The 14287-nt window shown below is 46.7% G+C and carries 15 protein-coding genes; 4 read left to right on the forward strand and 11 right to left on the reverse strand.

Annotated features, from left to right (window positions below; translation table 11 throughout):
* Window positions 1–5: 5 nt before the first annotated feature.
* The 4 genes from NYE25_RS19645 to NYE25_RS19660 all read right to left on the reverse strand — a co-directional run bounded on the left by NYE25_RS19645 (window position 6) and on the right by NYE25_RS19660 (window position 2603).
* Window positions 6–626, reverse strand: a complete 621-nt coding sequence (locus NYE25_RS19645) for an alpha/beta hydrolase (protein WP_341051270.1) — start codon at window positions 624–626, stop codon at window positions 6–8.
* Window positions 623–1573 (reverse strand): ring-cleaving dioxygenase, encoded by a 951-nt coding sequence (locus tag NYE25_RS19650; protein ID WP_341146643.1) that lies wholly within the window; start codon window positions 1571–1573, stop codon window positions 623–625. Before NYE25_RS19650 ends, NYE25_RS19645 begins: the two co-directional genes overlap by 4 nt.
* Window positions 1574–1590: 17 nt before the next feature.
* The gene (locus NYE25_RS19655) at window positions 1591–1992 is read right to left on the reverse strand and encodes a DoxX family protein (RefSeq protein WP_042192683.1); all 402 of its coding nucleotides are present in this window, start codon (window positions 1990–1992) and stop codon (window positions 1591–1593) included.
* A 140-nt stretch (window positions 1993–2132) separates the two neighbouring features.
* Entirely contained in the window at window positions 2133–2603 is a 471-nt protein-coding gene (locus NYE25_RS19660; RefSeq protein WP_081393105.1) for a MarR family winged helix-turn-helix transcriptional regulator, read from the reverse strand.
* 290 nt (window positions 2604–2893) lie between these two features.
* Between NYE25_RS19660 and NYE25_RS19665 the strand changes: the two genes are divergently transcribed.
* The 3 genes from NYE25_RS19665 (at window position 2894) to NYE25_RS19675 (ending at window position 5522) form a co-directional block, all read left to right on the forward strand.
* A complete protein-coding gene (locus NYE25_RS19665) occupies window positions 2894–3556 on the forward strand; it encodes a futalosine hydrolase (protein ID WP_149645415.1) in 663 nt (220 codons plus the stop codon).
* Window positions 3556–4407 carry a 1,4-dihydroxy-6-naphthoate synthase gene (locus NYE25_RS19670; protein ID WP_042192692.1) on the forward strand — a complete coding sequence of 284 codons (852 nt, stop codon included), beginning with the start codon at window positions 3556–3558 and terminating at the stop codon, window positions 4405–4407. Before NYE25_RS19665 ends, NYE25_RS19670 begins: the two co-directional genes overlap by 1 nt.
* 293 nt (window positions 4408–4700) lie before the next feature.
* The gene (locus NYE25_RS19675) at window positions 4701–5522 is read left to right on the forward strand and encodes a class I SAM-dependent methyltransferase (protein WP_341146644.1); all 822 of its coding nucleotides are present in this window, start codon (window positions 4701–4703) and stop codon (window positions 5520–5522) included.
* Between the two features lie 71 nt (window positions 5523–5593).
* Here the strand turns inward: NYE25_RS19675 and NYE25_RS19680 are convergent, their stop codons facing one another.
* The 7 genes from NYE25_RS19680 to NYE25_RS19710 form a co-directional block, all read right to left on the reverse strand.
* Window positions 5594–6574 carry an alpha/beta hydrolase gene (locus tag NYE25_RS19680; protein ID WP_076284902.1) on the reverse strand — a complete coding sequence of 327 codons (981 nt, stop codon included), beginning with the start codon at window positions 6572–6574 and terminating at the stop codon, window positions 5594–5596.
* A 223-nt stretch (window positions 6575–6797) separates the two neighbouring features.
* Complete coding sequence (locus NYE25_RS19685) at window positions 6798–8165, reverse strand: sensor histidine kinase (RefSeq protein WP_341146645.1); 1368 nt, start codon at window positions 8163–8165, stop codon at window positions 6798–6800.
* Complete coding sequence (locus tag NYE25_RS19690) at window positions 8162–8836, reverse strand: response regulator transcription factor (RefSeq protein WP_340973343.1); 675 nt, start codon at window positions 8834–8836, stop codon at window positions 8162–8164. The genes NYE25_RS19685 and NYE25_RS19690 overlap by 4 nt, the downstream gene beginning before the upstream one ends.
* A gap of 209 nt (window positions 8837–9045) precedes the next feature.
* The gene (locus NYE25_RS19695; RefSeq protein WP_076284904.1) at window positions 9046–10119 is read right to left on the reverse strand and encodes an ABC transporter substrate-binding protein; all 1074 of its coding nucleotides are present in this window, start codon (window positions 10117–10119) and stop codon (window positions 9046–9048) included.
* On the reverse strand, window positions 10116–10949 hold the full coding sequence (locus NYE25_RS19700; protein ID WP_042131492.1) for an ABC transporter permease: 834 nt from the start codon (window positions 10947–10949) through the stop codon (window positions 10116–10118). Before NYE25_RS19700 ends, NYE25_RS19695 begins: the two co-directional genes overlap by 4 nt.
* The gene (locus NYE25_RS19705) at window positions 10939–11751 is read right to left on the reverse strand and encodes an ABC transporter permease (RefSeq protein WP_042192705.1); all 813 of its coding nucleotides are present in this window, start codon (window positions 11749–11751) and stop codon (window positions 10939–10941) included. The genes NYE25_RS19700 and NYE25_RS19705 overlap by 11 nt, the downstream gene beginning before the upstream one ends.
* A complete protein-coding gene (locus tag NYE25_RS19710) occupies window positions 11741–12850 on the reverse strand; it encodes an ABC transporter ATP-binding protein (protein ID WP_042194671.1) in 1110 nt (369 codons plus the stop codon). Before NYE25_RS19710 ends, NYE25_RS19705 begins: the two co-directional genes overlap by 11 nt.
* Before the next feature lie 307 nt (window positions 12851–13157).
* Between NYE25_RS19710 and NYE25_RS19715 the strand changes: the two genes are divergently transcribed.
* Window positions 13158–14255, forward strand: a complete 1098-nt coding sequence (locus NYE25_RS19715; protein WP_341146646.1) for an FUSC family protein — start codon at window positions 13158–13160, stop codon at window positions 14253–14255.
* Window positions 14256–14287 lie beyond the last annotated feature (32 nt).

The following is a 14287-nucleotide window of genomic DNA, read 5'->3' on the forward strand; positions in this document are numbered from 1 at the left end:
ATTGTTTATGCATTTGTAGATGTGCTGCGTATTTGCAACCAATCTCTAGCGGCTTCAGCCTCAGCAACACTCAGGCGATGACCTTGGTTGCCCCAGTGTGTTGTAACCTCTGCGCCTGCCTTCTGTAAAATAATCTCCAAATCCTCAGTCTCCGACGAAGCGATAAGTGGATCATTTGTGCCAGCTCCGATGAAGATAGATACTCCTTCCAGCGAAGGAAGCGTAATATTCCGAAGCGGTACCATAGGATGCAGTAGAATTGCAGCGCGGAAAACATCCTTATAATGGAACAGCAGACTACCCGCAATGTTCGCACCGTTAGAGTAACCCACGGCTACCAGATTGTTGGCATCGAATCCGTATTGCGCTGCGGCTTCATCCAGAAACTGCTTGATCTCGTGAGTACGGAAGATTAGATCTGCTTCATCGAATACCCCTTCAGCTAACCGCCGGAAGAACCGCGGCATACCGTTCTCTAGCACATTCCCTCTGATGCCCAGCACCGATGAATCAGGAGATAACAACCCGGCAAGCGGCAGCAAGTCCTGCTCATTGCCTCCAGTACCGTGAAATAATACAAGCGTGGGCTTTGTTACATCTTTACCTTTATGGAATACATGAATCATCCCTGCTTCACCTCAATTTCTCTTATTTGAATAGGACTTAAATTTCCTTCGATAGTCGCACGATGCGGTTCATACCAAGATGGCAGCATCAGCTTTTCACCCAGCGCATCCACCGCTTCATCACGAGCAAAGCCCGGAGGGTCCGTAGCAATCTCGAAGAGGATTCCACCTCTCTCACGGAAATAAATCGCATTAAAGTATTGGCGGTCTTGAACCGGTGTCGGATGATGTCCATGACTCTGCACATGAATCCCCCATTCCTGCTGCTCAGCGTCATCTTGTGCACGCCAAGCGATATGGTGAACGGTGCCTGTACCTCCTGCTCCTTGCGGAACCGGTGTTGTCTTCAGATCAATAATATTACCCAAATAACCAGTAGTTCTATAACGGCTATACCCGTCTCCATCAGCGATATGCTTCATTCCCATTGTATGGACAAGCGTTTCTGCAGTTTGCGACGGATTGTTACTGTATAGCACAGCACCGCCGAACCCTTTGATAGCATGCCCCGTGGGAACTCCACCGAAAGACCACTTGCTAAGCGGCCCTTCCTCACGTTCCACAAGTTCAATGCGCAAACCATCATAATCAGCAAAGGATAGATAAGATTCCGAGATTCTCTGCTTAAGAGTAACCGGAATTTGATATGCCGTAAGACGCTGTTCCCAGAATGTCAGAGAGCCCACTGGCACTGCGTAAGTCGTTACGCCAACTTGCCCACTGCCAATTCTGCCTTTACGCCCGGTAGGTGAAGGAAAAAAGGTAATAATCGTTCCCGGAGCACCTACTTCATTCCCAAAATATAAATGATAAACTTCCGGAGCGTCAAAATTAATCGTCTTCTTCACAAGCCGTAGTCCTAGAATACCGGCGTAGAAGTCAACGTTACGCTGAGCATCTCCAACAAAAGCGGTAATATGATGGATTCCTGCAGTTTGAAGTGTCATAATGATAAACCCCCTTCTTAGTTAAAAATCAATGCATCCAGAGAAATCGAACCTGGCCCTGTAAGTGCTATACCTGCAGCGACTACCAGTACCGTAAGCGGAAACTCAATTCCGTTCGAAGTAGACCAGAAGCCATTTGGAGCGTGAACCTTAATGATAGCCCCCAGCATTGTGGCAACAATCAACACCGCTGCAACAGGCGTCAGAAGGCCTGCCGCGAACATGAATCCGCCTACCAGCTCCATTAGTCCTGCTAATACCGCCATAGTAACCCCCGGTTTAATGCCGATGGATTCCATCCAGCCACCTGTACCCTTCGGGCCGTAACCACCAAACCATCCAAACAACTTTTGGGCACCATGCCCTATAAACGCAATCCCGATCACTAATCTCATCAATAATATTCCTACACTTATCATTGTTAATCCACTCCAATTTTCTTTGATTTAATTATCTTAACATTAAGATATATGATAAAAATTTTTATCTTTCAGTGGCAAGAAGCAGCGAACTGCTTCCGACCTTATAAAAACGCCCTTGATGCGATATTTCAGCGCTCCTACACACCTTTGCCTAGCTTCTTCAGTAATTCAATCGCCTGACCCTTCTCATCCTTATCCAGTCCACGCATCAAATCATGGATCGAAGCCACATGACGCGGGAAAATCTTATCGAACAGCTCACGCCCTGCATCCGTTATCTCCGCATAGGTCACGCGTCTGTCCTCGCTACACGGCACACGTTTCAGAAGACCTTTCTTCTCCAGCTTGTCGATATTATAGGTGATGCTTCCACTCGTAACGAGAATCTTCTCCCCGATCTGTTGTAGCGGAATACGGGTCCGGTGATATAGCACCTCAAGCACCATGAACTCGGCAGATGCCAGCCCATAACTCTTCATATCCTTCACAGCTTGATCCATCAAGCTTCTGTAAGCCTTAGATAATACAACAAATAACTTTAAAGAAGACGCCTGATCCATCTCCGTAGTATTCTCTGTATTGCGAACATTCTCTTCGGTATTACTCATCATTCCCACCTCCAGTTTGACAGCGATGTTGTTCAATATAAAGTAAATGTCTTTACATTAAATATCTTTAAGTTAAGATAACTATACTTCCTCACACTACCTTTGTCAACCTTGCCACTCTAAAAAGATAACATAAGGTGCTTAACGAGCTGTTAATGTTCTTTCTACGACTTTTTAGGAGCGTGATGAAAATCACTCTAAGTTTGACCTGACCCTTAAAACGGCGTATTCTTGTCTTTACGAATGACTATTTAGTAAGCGATTTCACTTCTCTCAAAGGAGGCAACCTGATGGTGGAGGAACAAGCTGGTGCGCGGCGCGTGCTGATCGTAACAGCCGTAGCTGCAGAGCGAGACGCGGTCCTGCGCGGCCTACAAGGCAGCGACAGGTTCCATGTGATTGCTGCCGGCGCAGGTACGGCAGCAGCTGCGGCGGGAACCGCCGCGGCACTCGCAGCCGGATCTTACGGCTGCGTAATCAGCGCCGGGATCGGCGGCGGCTTCCCGGGGGTGGCACCTTTAGGCTCGCTGGTCGTTGCCAGCGAGATGATTGCCGCCGACCTCGGGGCCGAGACGCCGGAGGGCTTCCGCAGCGCTGCCGAGCTTGGCTTCGGCAGCGTGTCCGTGCCGGCTGACCGCGGCACGGTACAGGCAGTTTCGGCCGCGCTGGCAGCGGCCGGACTGACCGTAAGCACGGGGACCGTGCTTACGGTCTCGACGGCGACCGGCACCGCGGAGACGGCCGCCGCCCTCATCGCGCGGCATCCCGGTGCCGTCGCGGAAGCGATGGAAGGCCACGGAGTTGCCGTGGCCGCTGAGGCGCTGGGGCTCCCGGTACTGGAGCTCCGCGCCATTTCGAACCCGGTCGGTCCCCGCGACCGGGCCGCCTGGAAGATCGGCGATGCAATGGAAGCATTAACGGCGGCAGCCGCTATACTATTGGAGGTGCTGTAATGACAACTGAGCTTAATATCGCTTTTTCCCCTTGCCCTAACGATACCTTTGTATTCCATGCCTGGGCACACGGGCTTGTCCCGAATGCACCACAACTTAATGTAACCTATGCCGACATTGATATTACCAACACGCTTGCTGCTAATGGAGAGGGACCTGAAGTCCTTAAAATCTCCTATGCCGCTCTACCTTGGGTTCTTGAGCGCTACAAATTGCTGCCATGCGGCGGTGCACTGGGTCGTGGCTGCGGGCCGTTGCTTCTTACAGCAAGTGGCCCAACCGCGATTAAACGTCCCGAGAAGCTAGCCGGACGCCGAATTGCCGTACCTAGCGAACGTTCTACCGCTTATCTGCTCTTCAGATTATGGGCAGCACAGCATATAACGGGAGGGATTGGCGAAATCGTCGTCATGCCTTTCGATGAGATCATGCCTGCCGTACGCGATGGACATATCGACGCTGGACTGGTAATTCACGAAGCCCGTTTTACTTACGCATCTTATGGTCTTAATATGCTGACTGACCTGGGCAGCTGGTGGGAAAGCGATACCGGACTGCCGATTCCACTCGGCGCGATCATTGCTCGCCGCGATCTGGATGCCGATGCCATCACTGGCTGGATTCGCAGCTCTCTACAATATGCGTGGGATCATCCTACCGATTCTAGAGATTATGTGCTTAGCCACGCTCAAGAGCTGGCTCCAGAAGTGGCTAAATCACACATTGATCTCTATGTGAACGACTTCTCGATGAATCTAGGCGATGACGGCTACGCTGCAATCACCTCCTTACTAAATCGTGCTGCAGCAGAAGGACTTGTACCTGCCATCGATCCTGCATTACTTCGGTAGCATTTGCTAGACGTTCTTAGCGCACTTTAAAACTAGACATAACCCACAATCCCCGGTACACCATAAGGTGTTCTCCGGGGATTTTTGTTTGAAATATAAGAAAGTATAAATTTCACACCATACTTTATGTCTTATATTTCTCGCTTAAACACTTACCGTCCTTATAAGGACGCCGAAGGCATTTATGCTTGTTCTGAGTAACATTTCCCGCGATTGCTTCGATCCATTATTTGGCATGGCGAAGCGATGGCTATACAATAGAACTATAAATAGGTTCTATGAAGGAGGATCACATGATACCTGAAAACAATAGCAAACAAAACATCGATCGATTTCTCGGCTTTCAAGAGGACTATGACCGCTACCGTCCTGAAGCTCCTGCCATGATCATTAAGCTGCTGACCGACTACTTAGGCAGCACACCTTCAGTCGTCGCAGATATAGGCTGCGGCACGGGCTTGTCTACTTTTCTGTGGAAGGATGTCGCGGACAACGTAATTGGCATTGAACCGAATCCAGATATGCTGGGAAAAGCAATCGATAAATTAAGCCGGATAGAAGATCCTCAATCCATCACTTTTGTACAAGGTTATTCTAACCAGCTTTCACTTGCAGCGGACAGCGTAGACATAGTGACCTGCTCACAGTCATTCCACTGGATGGATCCTGAAAGCACACTTCGAGAAATCTCCCGGGTCTTGAGAACAGGTGGTGTCTTCGCTGCCTACGATTGCGACTGGCCTCTCCCCCTTCAACAGAAGGTAGAAGAGCGTTACAACCAACTGATCTCCAAATCCGAGGAACTGCTCGCCTCACTCTTACCTGATGCTGAGAGAGCACATAAATGGGACAAAGAAGGGCATTTGTCACGGGTTCAGGCTAGTGGAGCTTTCTCTTTTGCAAGAGAGATCGTATTTCATAATCTTGAGTCCTGCGATGCACAGCGCTATGTTGGACTCGCTCTAAGCCAAGGTGGAATACGAACCGTGCTGAAGCAAGACGCTGCCTTACTCGATCAAGACATTGCTGATTTCAGCGCTGCCGTCGAAGATCATTTCCAAGGACGCACCTTAGAGGTTCTGATCAGCTACCGAATGAGAATCGGCATCAAATAATCTCCACCCCTTAAGCGCAAAGAACGCCCCGATTTCCTTATTTAGAAGGAAGGTCGGAGCGTTTTCTTATTTTATTTGACTTCTTCCATGAACAAATTTAGGTTCTCAACGATTTCCTTAGATCTGGAATGGTGTAAATAATGTCCGCCTTCGAATGTCATCACTTTTCCATGCACAGATTCCTTAACTTGCCCTTCATGCAGAGGAATCCAATCTTTCACGGTTGTATTATTCGCTTGTATAAAGAATATAATGGGAAGGTTCTTGTCGAATTTCAACCCTCTGGCTGCGACAAAGTTAGGATATATATGTTCCATTTCATTTAAGGTAGTGGAATTATTCATATTTTTGAGTGAGATCAATTTCATTTGTTTTTTGGTCTCATCATCAAATGGCAGTCCATCATAAGGGTCACCGCTTAATTGCAATCCCAATCTAAGGATACCCGAGTCTTTGAGCAGCTTTAATTTTTTTATCGGGAATTTAACATCCATACCGCCTTGCTCAGGAACACTACTATCAACCCCCACAAATGCACTCACTTCGTTTGGATATGTCTTCGCATATTCTAGTCCGTAAATACCTCCAATAGAGTGACCCATTAGAATATATTGGTCAATGTTTAGATTCTGTACGGCTTCATGAACCTCACTTATGATATTCGCTGTAGTTCGTTCCTTATCGGTCTCATCACTTAATCCATACCCAAACGGCTCAACCGCGACCACTTTGTAAAATGGTGATAACTCATCAATCAACGGCTTAAAATCAAGTGCTGGCGCTCCAGTTCCAAAGCCCGGGATAAGCACAATAGTCTGCTTCCCTTGTCCTTGGATCAAAACATTCATACTTTTTCCGTCAACAGGAACTAACTGACCATATTGATGTATTTTTTTCTGATCAGATTTGTTGCTAATCACATTAACTGTATAAACAACAGCTAGAAAAAGCACGATCAAAATCACTATTGCTCCTAATATTTTAAGCAACAAGTTACGTACTTTATGCTTTTTCTTTTCATTCCCCGTTTTTATTACCTCTGTTTGTGTCACCCTCATCTTCTCCTGTCCTAATCTATTTATTATGTCGCCTTAACGTTTCGCTAATGAGATCTTAACCAACGATGATGTACTCCTCATGACCACAATATGAACTAAATATGAATAGGCAAAAAAAAATACTACGGCAGCGCAAGCAAGAAATCTTACCTGTGCTACCGTAGTATGAACAATGAGGCGCGCGTTCAACCCCTCGCAAAATATCCTTGAACGATAATTATTCTGTCGGCACTATAATTGGTAAGGTGACGATGAAGGTCGTTCCTTGGGTAGGTTCGCTTTCCACTCGGATATCCCCTTTATGAAGCGATACGATCTGTTTAACAATGGCTAGTCCCATCCCGCTACCGCCATACTTGCGACTGTGAGAACGATCAGCTTTAAAGAAGCGTTCAAATATACGTTCTTGGTCCTCGGGAGAAATACCAATGCCAGTGTCGGATATTCGGACGATTACATTGTCCAAATCTTGTTTGATGCTGACGTTAATCACACTGTCATCCTTGGAGAACTTGATGCTATTTCCAAGGAGATTCGTCCACACCTGACTTAACAGATCATGGTCTGCCCATACGATTACTGATTTCAAATCAAGTTCAAAACTAATGTTGCGTGCCGACCATTGGGGCTGTATCGCCACGATTACACGTCTGATCTGTTCGTCAAGACTGAACGTGATAAGCCGCAGTTGTTGGGATTGCGATTCAAGCAAGCTCAGCTTTAACAAACTATCGCTCATCTTGGACATCCGCTCCGCTTCAGCAATAATAATGTCGAGATAACGATTCCGTTCATCCTCTGTGAGGGCTACTTTCTTGAGCGCAATAGCATAACCAGATATCGAGGTAAGCGGAGACTGAACCTCATGCGACACATTCGTTACGAACTCCCTACGCATTTGCTCAAGGTGCTGCAGATCGTGCATCATTTCCTCGAAGCTATTAGCCAAGGTACCTAGCTCACCCATCTGCTTAATATTCAATTCGACATTAAAATCCCCAGTTGCTATACGCCTAGTTGCCTTTGTAAGCCTTTTGATCGGTCTCACTAAGAACATAGAAGCGACCAGTATCAATACGCTTCCCGTTATTAACGAATACGCCAAAAAATTAAATAGCAGATTCCTCGTAGAAGACAAAGTAGGAGGCACAATCGGCTCCACAAACATCGCCTTCGTTCCCATTTCAGTTTTCAAAGGTAGTCCTAAGAGGTTGGAAGAACCTATACTCGGTTTAACTTGAACAGCTTCACCAGCCAATACTTTCTTCAGTTGCTCCCTAGTCACGGTAACAGGGCTCTCTCCATTAAGCACTCCGTAAGACTCAAACTGACCGTTCTCATCGTAAATTCGAATATGGTAGGAATCAAGCTGCTTCATTCCACTTATAAGAACATCCGCTTCACGTGATGGTAAGGTTTCGTATATCCGGGCGATGTCCTGACCAAAGCGAAGTAAGGGAATTCGCAGGTTTTCGTTTAATTTATCTTGAAATACCCAGGTTGTCACAAATAGAGAAATCAGTGTGCCTCCGATCACGGAGACTAGAAAGGTCAGAACAACACGTGTATATAACGATTTGATCATTCATATACCTCAAGCCGGTAGCCAAGTCCACGGACCGTCTCAATGCGAAAATCAGATGTAGACGCGAACCGTTCGCGCAGACGTTTGATATGCACATCTATCGTTCGATCGTCTCCAGCGTAATCAATCCCCCAAATCTGATCGATTAACTGCTCGCGCGTATAGACTTGTCCGGGTGTTCCAGCGAGCTTATACAGCAATTCGAACTCCTTGAGTGGCAACGTGAATGACTCTGTTCCTCTCATCACCTTATAGGTTTGCCGATCAAGGACGACGTTGCCGAACTGGATCGTCTGAGTGGAACCAATCTTGTATCGCTTCAATAAGGATCTAACACGAACCGTCAACTCCAGCGGATCGAATGGCTTCGTCAAATAATCGTCTGTCCCCAGTTCGAAGCCCTTCACCTTCTCCCAGGTTTCACCTCTCGCAGTTAGCATAAGTAAGGGAAGATCCGGATTGGCTTTTCGGAGCTCTTTACATAACGTCCACCCATCCATAATCGGCATCATGATATCGAGTACAACAAGATCAACCTGCTTTGAGGCGTAAACGGCTAACGCTTCTTTGCCGTCTGCAGCTTCGGCTGTATCAAATCCGTCGTTACGTAGAAATAAACAGACGAGTTCGCGAATGTTCGCGTCGTCGTCAGCAACTAGTATAGTAGGCATTCGTACCCTCTTTTCCTGTTATCCATCCTAGCCATTATACTACAATATACTTCCAGCCAAGAAGGAACGCCTTCGGCATCATTTAAAGGGTGATGATCGTTTCACGAAAGCGCAAAACTTATACTCTCTTTTATTTCAAAAAAGAGCGTCTAACACGGTAATCCGCATGTAGACGCTCTTGAAGTCGTTTGACTTTACCTCCAAACGACTTACTTTTTATTCATCTTAAACTTCAGGAAGAGCTCATTGTAATGAGCAAGCATCCGTTTGCCAAGATTATCATACACCTCAAGCCGATCCGTAATCTCAGCTGGCGGGTAGAAACGGGTATCCTCGGAAGTTTCCTTCGGAAGTAGCTCCAGCGCAGGGATGTTAGGTGTGGAATAACCTACGTATTCTGCATTCTTAGCCGCTACATCTGGGCGAAGCATGAAGTTAATGAACTTATGCGCTCCATCCACATTATCCGCAGTTCGTGGAATGACCATGTTATCAAACCACTTGTTCGAGCCTTCCTCAGGCACTACATAATCCAATTTATCATTCTCATCCATGATCTCAGAAGCATCACCGGACCACACAATCCCAACGGCAGCCTCTTCATTGGCAAGCAGCATCTTGATCTCATCTCCGACAATCGCCTTAACGTTAGGAGACAGTCTATTCAGCTTGGTCAGTGCTTCTTGCAGGTGAGCCTCATCCCGGTCATTAACGGAATAGTGCAGGCTGTTCAAAGCCATACCCATCACTTCGCGTGCTCCATCCACCAAGAAAATGTTGTTCTTCAGCCTGCTGTCCCAGAGGGAATCCCAGCTGGTGAAGTCCATCCCTTTGGTCATCTCCGGGTTGAAGATAATCCCGACGGTTCCCCAGAAGTAAGGCACGGAATACTTGTTGCCAGGATCAAAGGAAAGGTCCATAAACCGCGGATCAATATTCTTTAGATTCGGAACCTTGCTATGATCCAGCGGTATGAGCAAATTTTCTTCTTTCATCTTAGCAATAGCGTAATCCGAAGGAATTACGACATCAAAAGTAGTTCCACCCTGCTCCACTTTAGTTAGCATAGCTTCATTAGAGTCAAAAGTTTGGTAAATGACCGTTAATCCGGTCTCTTTTTCAAATTCCTTCAACAGATCAGGATCGACATAGTCGCCCCAGTTATAGATAGTCAGTGTATTCCCACCGGAATAGCCCTCTCTCGAGTTCATCCAGGAGCCCAAGTACATTAGAGCAAATGCCGTGATCATGATCGCCAAAAAAGCATTTACCAGCTGTTTCATCTAGGCACCCCCGCTTCCGCCACTGGCTCCGCCACAGCTTCCGAGGTATTCTGACGGTTCTTCTTAAGGGTCAGGAAGTAATAACCGACAACGAGCAGTATCGTGAACAGGAAGATCAGTGTCGATAGCGCATTAATGGATAACGACACCCCTTGCCGAGCTCTGGAATAAATCTCAACCGATAGCGTCGAATAACCATTACCCGTTACGAAGAACGTAACTGCAAAGTCATCCAGTGAATACGTAAGTGCCATGAAGAATCCACTAAAGATCCCCGGTTTGATAATCGGCAGAATAACCTTAGTCAGAACATCCTTGCGGCTTGCGCCGAGGTCACGTGCGGCATCCGTCAGTGAAGGACTCATATCCTGTAAATGCGGTAGAATCATCAACACGGCAATCGGCACACTGAACGCGACATGCGAAAGCAGGACGGACACGAAGCCAAGCTTGATGCCTGCAATGGTGAACAGGATCAGGAACGATGCACCGATAATGACATCCGGACTAACGATCAACACGTTGTTCAGAGATAACAAGGTGTTTTTAGCACGGCGGTTCTGTACACTCTTAATGGCCAATGCACCAATAATAGCGATAAGCGTGGCGATAGCCGAGGACAGAAGCGCGATTACAAGCGTGTTGATCATGATGATAATCAGACGTGTATCCTGAAGGACCTCACGGTAGTAATCCAGCGTAAAGCCCTCGAACTTGTGCATCGTCCCCCCGCTGTTGAACGAATAGTACATCAGATAGAAGATTGGCGCATACAGAACAGCGAACACTAGCACTAGGTACAGATTGGAGAACCCGTTTTTATTTCTCATTCCGCACCCCTTTCCGCGATCCGCCGGTAATAATCATAAACAGCGCCATAATAGCAATCAGAAACACTGCGACCGTGGAGCCCATGCCCCAGTCCTGTGTGACCAGAAAATGCTGCTCAATCGCAGTACCGAGTGTAATGACCCTGTTGCCTGCAATCAGACGAGTAATCATAAACAGGGACAGCGCTGGTATGAATACCGCCATACAACCGGAACGTACACCCGAAATGGTCAATGGAAAAATAACGCGCCGGAACGTCGTCCAGCCTGAAGCACCCAGATCACGTGCCGCATCCAGCAAGGATAAATTAAGATCCTCCAAAGCGCTGTAGATCGGCAAGATCATGAATGGGATAAAGATATACACAGATACAAATACAAAGCTGAAGCCCGTAAACAAAATTTGCTGTTCTCCGATTCCAAGCAGATCAAAGAAATTGTTGATTGGTCCGAACGTACCAAATATGCCGATAAAAGCGTAAGTTTTTAGCAGCAAATTAATCCATGTCGGTAAAATAATCAGCAATAACCATAGCTGCTTATGCTTCGTTCTCGTCAACAGATATGCCGCCGGATAGGCGACCAGCAAAGAGAATGCTGTAATCAAAAACGCATACCAGAATGAGGTCAGCGTCATTTTTAAGTACACAGGTGTAAAGAAGTTCACGTAGTTATCTAGCGTAAGATGCCCATCCAGATCAAATAGAGAATAATAGATGACAAGCAGCACTGGTGCGATTACAAACAAGGCAATCCACAGGTAATAAGGGATGAGATAATACGATCTGCCCTTATTCTTCATGACTCTCCACCTCGCCGTAAGCTTCCAGACGTTTGTCGAACTCTTCCTCCGTTTCACCAAAACGCATAACATGAATCGCTTCCGGATCAAAGTAAAGGCCAATTTCACTACCTACCGTCGCCTTACGTGTAGAATGCACAAGCCATTCATGTCCGGATTCATCATAACAACTGATTTCATAGTGTACGCCACGGAACAACTGGGAATCCACTCGCACACGTAGCTTGCCCTGTTCCAGCGTTGAAATCTCCAAATCCTCTGGACGTATAACAATCTCCACAGATTCATTTGGTTTAAGACCGGCATCGAAGCATTCGAAGCGGCGCCCGTTAAACTCCACCAGATAGTCTTCAATCATAACACCCGGAACAATGTTGGACTCGCCAATAAAATCAGCTACAAAGCGGTTAATTGGCTCATCATAGATATCGTTAGGTGTTCCGCTTTGTTCGATTTTTCCTTTGTTCATGACAAAAATCCAGTCGGACATCGCGAGTGCCTCTTCCTGGTCATGTGTAACAAAAATAAAGGTAATACCAAGTCGTTGCTGCATTTCACGCAGTATGTACTGCATCTCTGTTCGCAGCTTCAGATCGAGCGCAGATAGCGGCTCGTCCAGCAAAAGAACCTGCGGCTCATTCACAATCGCACGGGCAATGGCCACGCGCTGACGTTGACCACCGGACATTTCGTTAATGGCACGCTGCTCATAGCCCACAAGGTTGACGAAACTTAGCGCTTCCTGCACCTTCTTCGTGATGACGTCTTTCTTAAGCTTCTTAATGCGCAGTCCGAAAGCCACATTCTCGAATACGTTCAGGTGTGGAAATAATGCATAATCCTGAAAGACCGTATTTACCTGCCGCTCATTGGCTGGAATGTGGTTGATCACTTTACCGTTTAAATAGATAGAACCGCTTGTTGGCTCTGCGAACCCAGCGATCAATCGTAGAATAGTCGTTTTACCACAGCCTGATGGACCAAGTAGTGTATAGAATTTGCCGCGCTCTATCTCAAAGCTGACTCCTTTTAACACCGGATCTTCGTCGTCATATTGCTTGGTAACCTCTTCAAATGAAATAATGGTGCCTTCCTGAATAGTTATAGCTAACAACCTCCCTGCCTAAAGTATCACAATACTATTTTACCCGCATCTCGCGGAGAACAATCGAATGGGCATGCTCAGCGCTAATAAGCGACAATTCCTCCTCTCATTCGACACTCCAATAGATATAGCATATTAGATTGTACCATTATATGCGATAGCGTACAGGAAAAAGGAATGCGTAAACTTAACAACTTTGTAAAATATCCAGTCCTCCATGCCTTTTTTAAGGTGCTATAATGAAAGCGAACTGAAAGACCAGACAGTTTTTTCATTTTTTTCCGAAAGAAGATGAATGATAATGAACGAGGGGTTACAAGACCGCCTTGAAAAATATGGTTTCTCACTTTACATGATACGAATTACGCTGGCCGCTTCACTTTCATGGGTCGCCGTACACAGCATATATGGTAGCCAATATTTATACTTTGCACCCCTTGCGGCTATCCTCATCACCCAAGCCAGTGTTAAAGCATCGCTAGAAAAAGGAATCTACCGCCTGATCGGCATTATTCTTGGCGGGGTCGTTAGCCTAATTGTTGGCCAGTTTTTTGATGTAGGCGGGCTTTCTATCCTGCTCATTCTACTCATCGGGATTGGCATCGCTACGGCCTGTAAGATGAACATTCAAGCTGTCTCACAGGTGGGTGTTACTTCCGTTCTGGCTCTTACTTTTTACCAGAATGACTACGTGCTTTGGAGAATAGGGGAAACGTTCATTGGTGTGCTGATCGCCCTGGCCATAAATATGATTATCGTGCCGCCGAACAGGTTCGTCAAGGTAAAAGCATTGGCATTCGAAGGAAGTCTTCTACTTGCGGATGCATTAAAAGATCTCGTAGGCGTAAGACGTGATTCTCCGAAAGATAATTTGCTGGAGGAAGCAGGTAAACTCCTGTCGAATAGCAGCCGGGAACAGAAAGAAATGTTCTATACCCTCACACATTATCAGTGCCGTGGTGAACTAAAGGGACTCATTCAAGCTACTTCACATCTGAAGAGCATTCATTCTTACGTCCAAGAAATTGCAGACGAAATTCGCCTTCTACCCGCGCATCATGCCTCTTCTGACTGGATGAAGGAAGTGTTGGAAGCAACTGCAGATTGTATTGCGCTTTATGGAACCAGAACTTTATCAGACGCCGAGTGCCAACGTTCTCTTGCCGATTGTATAGAGCACGCTCGAGACCTGCAGCTGGCTAGTTTCTCTCAACTACAAGGAAATTGTTCACTTTCAAGCATTCGTGATCTTGGTGCGGTCTTCAGTCACTTAAACCGGGTGCTGGAGGAAGTAGAACGCGCTAAATCCGCTACTTATGTTGTAGCCACTCGGCCCTCAACAGCTGAAGTCGCACGCGCTTTACGTTTTATTAAAAAGGGACTCTCCCAGAAGCTATAAGCTTCGGGAGCGTCCCTTTTGTTCATATATAA

It is taken from the genome of Paenibacillus sp. FSL E2-8871, from assembly GCF_038000345.1.
In the GTDB taxonomy this organism is placed as follows: Bacteria; Bacillota; Bacilli; order Paenibacillales; family Paenibacillaceae; genus Paenibacillus_AQ.

Excerpts from the sequence above, each read along its gene's own strand:
- NYE25_RS19645 (WP_341051270.1), bottom strand. The coding sequence starts at position 626 with ATGATTCATGTATTCCATAAAGGTAAAGATGTAACAAAGCCCACGCTT.
- NYE25_RS19650 (WP_341146643.1), bottom strand. The coding sequence starts at position 1,573 with ATGACACTTCAAACTGCAGGAATCCATCATATTACCGCTTTTGTTGGA.
- NYE25_RS19655 (WP_042192683.1), bottom strand. The coding sequence starts at position 1,992 with ATGATAAGTGTAGGAATATTATTGATGAGATTAGTGATCGGGATTGCG.
- NYE25_RS19660 (WP_081393105.1), bottom strand. The coding sequence starts at position 2,603 with ATGAGTAATACCGAAGAGAATGTTCGCAATACAGAGAATACTACGGAG.
- NYE25_RS19665 (WP_149645415.1), top strand. The coding sequence starts at position 2,894 with ATGGTGGAGGAACAAGCTGGTGCGCGGCGCGTGCTGATCGTAACAGCC.
- NYE25_RS19670 (WP_042192692.1), top strand. The coding sequence starts at position 3,556 with ATGACAACTGAGCTTAATATCGCTTTTTCCCCTTGCCCTAACGATACC.
- NYE25_RS19675 (WP_341146644.1), top strand. The coding sequence starts at position 4,701 with ATGATACCTGAAAACAATAGCAAACAAAACATCGATCGATTTCTCGGC.
- NYE25_RS19685 (WP_341146645.1), bottom strand. The coding sequence starts at position 8,165 with ATGATCAAATCGTTATATACACGTGTTGTTCTGACCTTTCTAGTCTCC.
- NYE25_RS19690 (WP_340973343.1), bottom strand. The coding sequence starts at position 8,836 with ATGCCTACTATACTAGTTGCTGACGACGACGCGAACATTCGCGAACTC.
- NYE25_RS19695 (WP_076284904.1), bottom strand. The coding sequence starts at position 10,119 with ATGAAACAGCTGGTAAATGCTTTTTTGGCGATCATGATCACGGCATTT.
- NYE25_RS19700 (WP_042131492.1), bottom strand. The coding sequence starts at position 10,949 with ATGAGAAATAAAAACGGGTTCTCCAATCTGTACCTAGTGCTAGTGTTC.
- NYE25_RS19705 (WP_042192705.1), bottom strand. The coding sequence starts at position 11,751 with ATGAAGAATAAGGGCAGATCGTATTATCTCATCCCTTATTACCTGTGG.
- NYE25_RS19715 (WP_341146646.1), top strand. The coding sequence starts at position 13,158 with ATGAACGAGGGGTTACAAGACCGCCTTGAAAAATATGGTTTCTCACTT.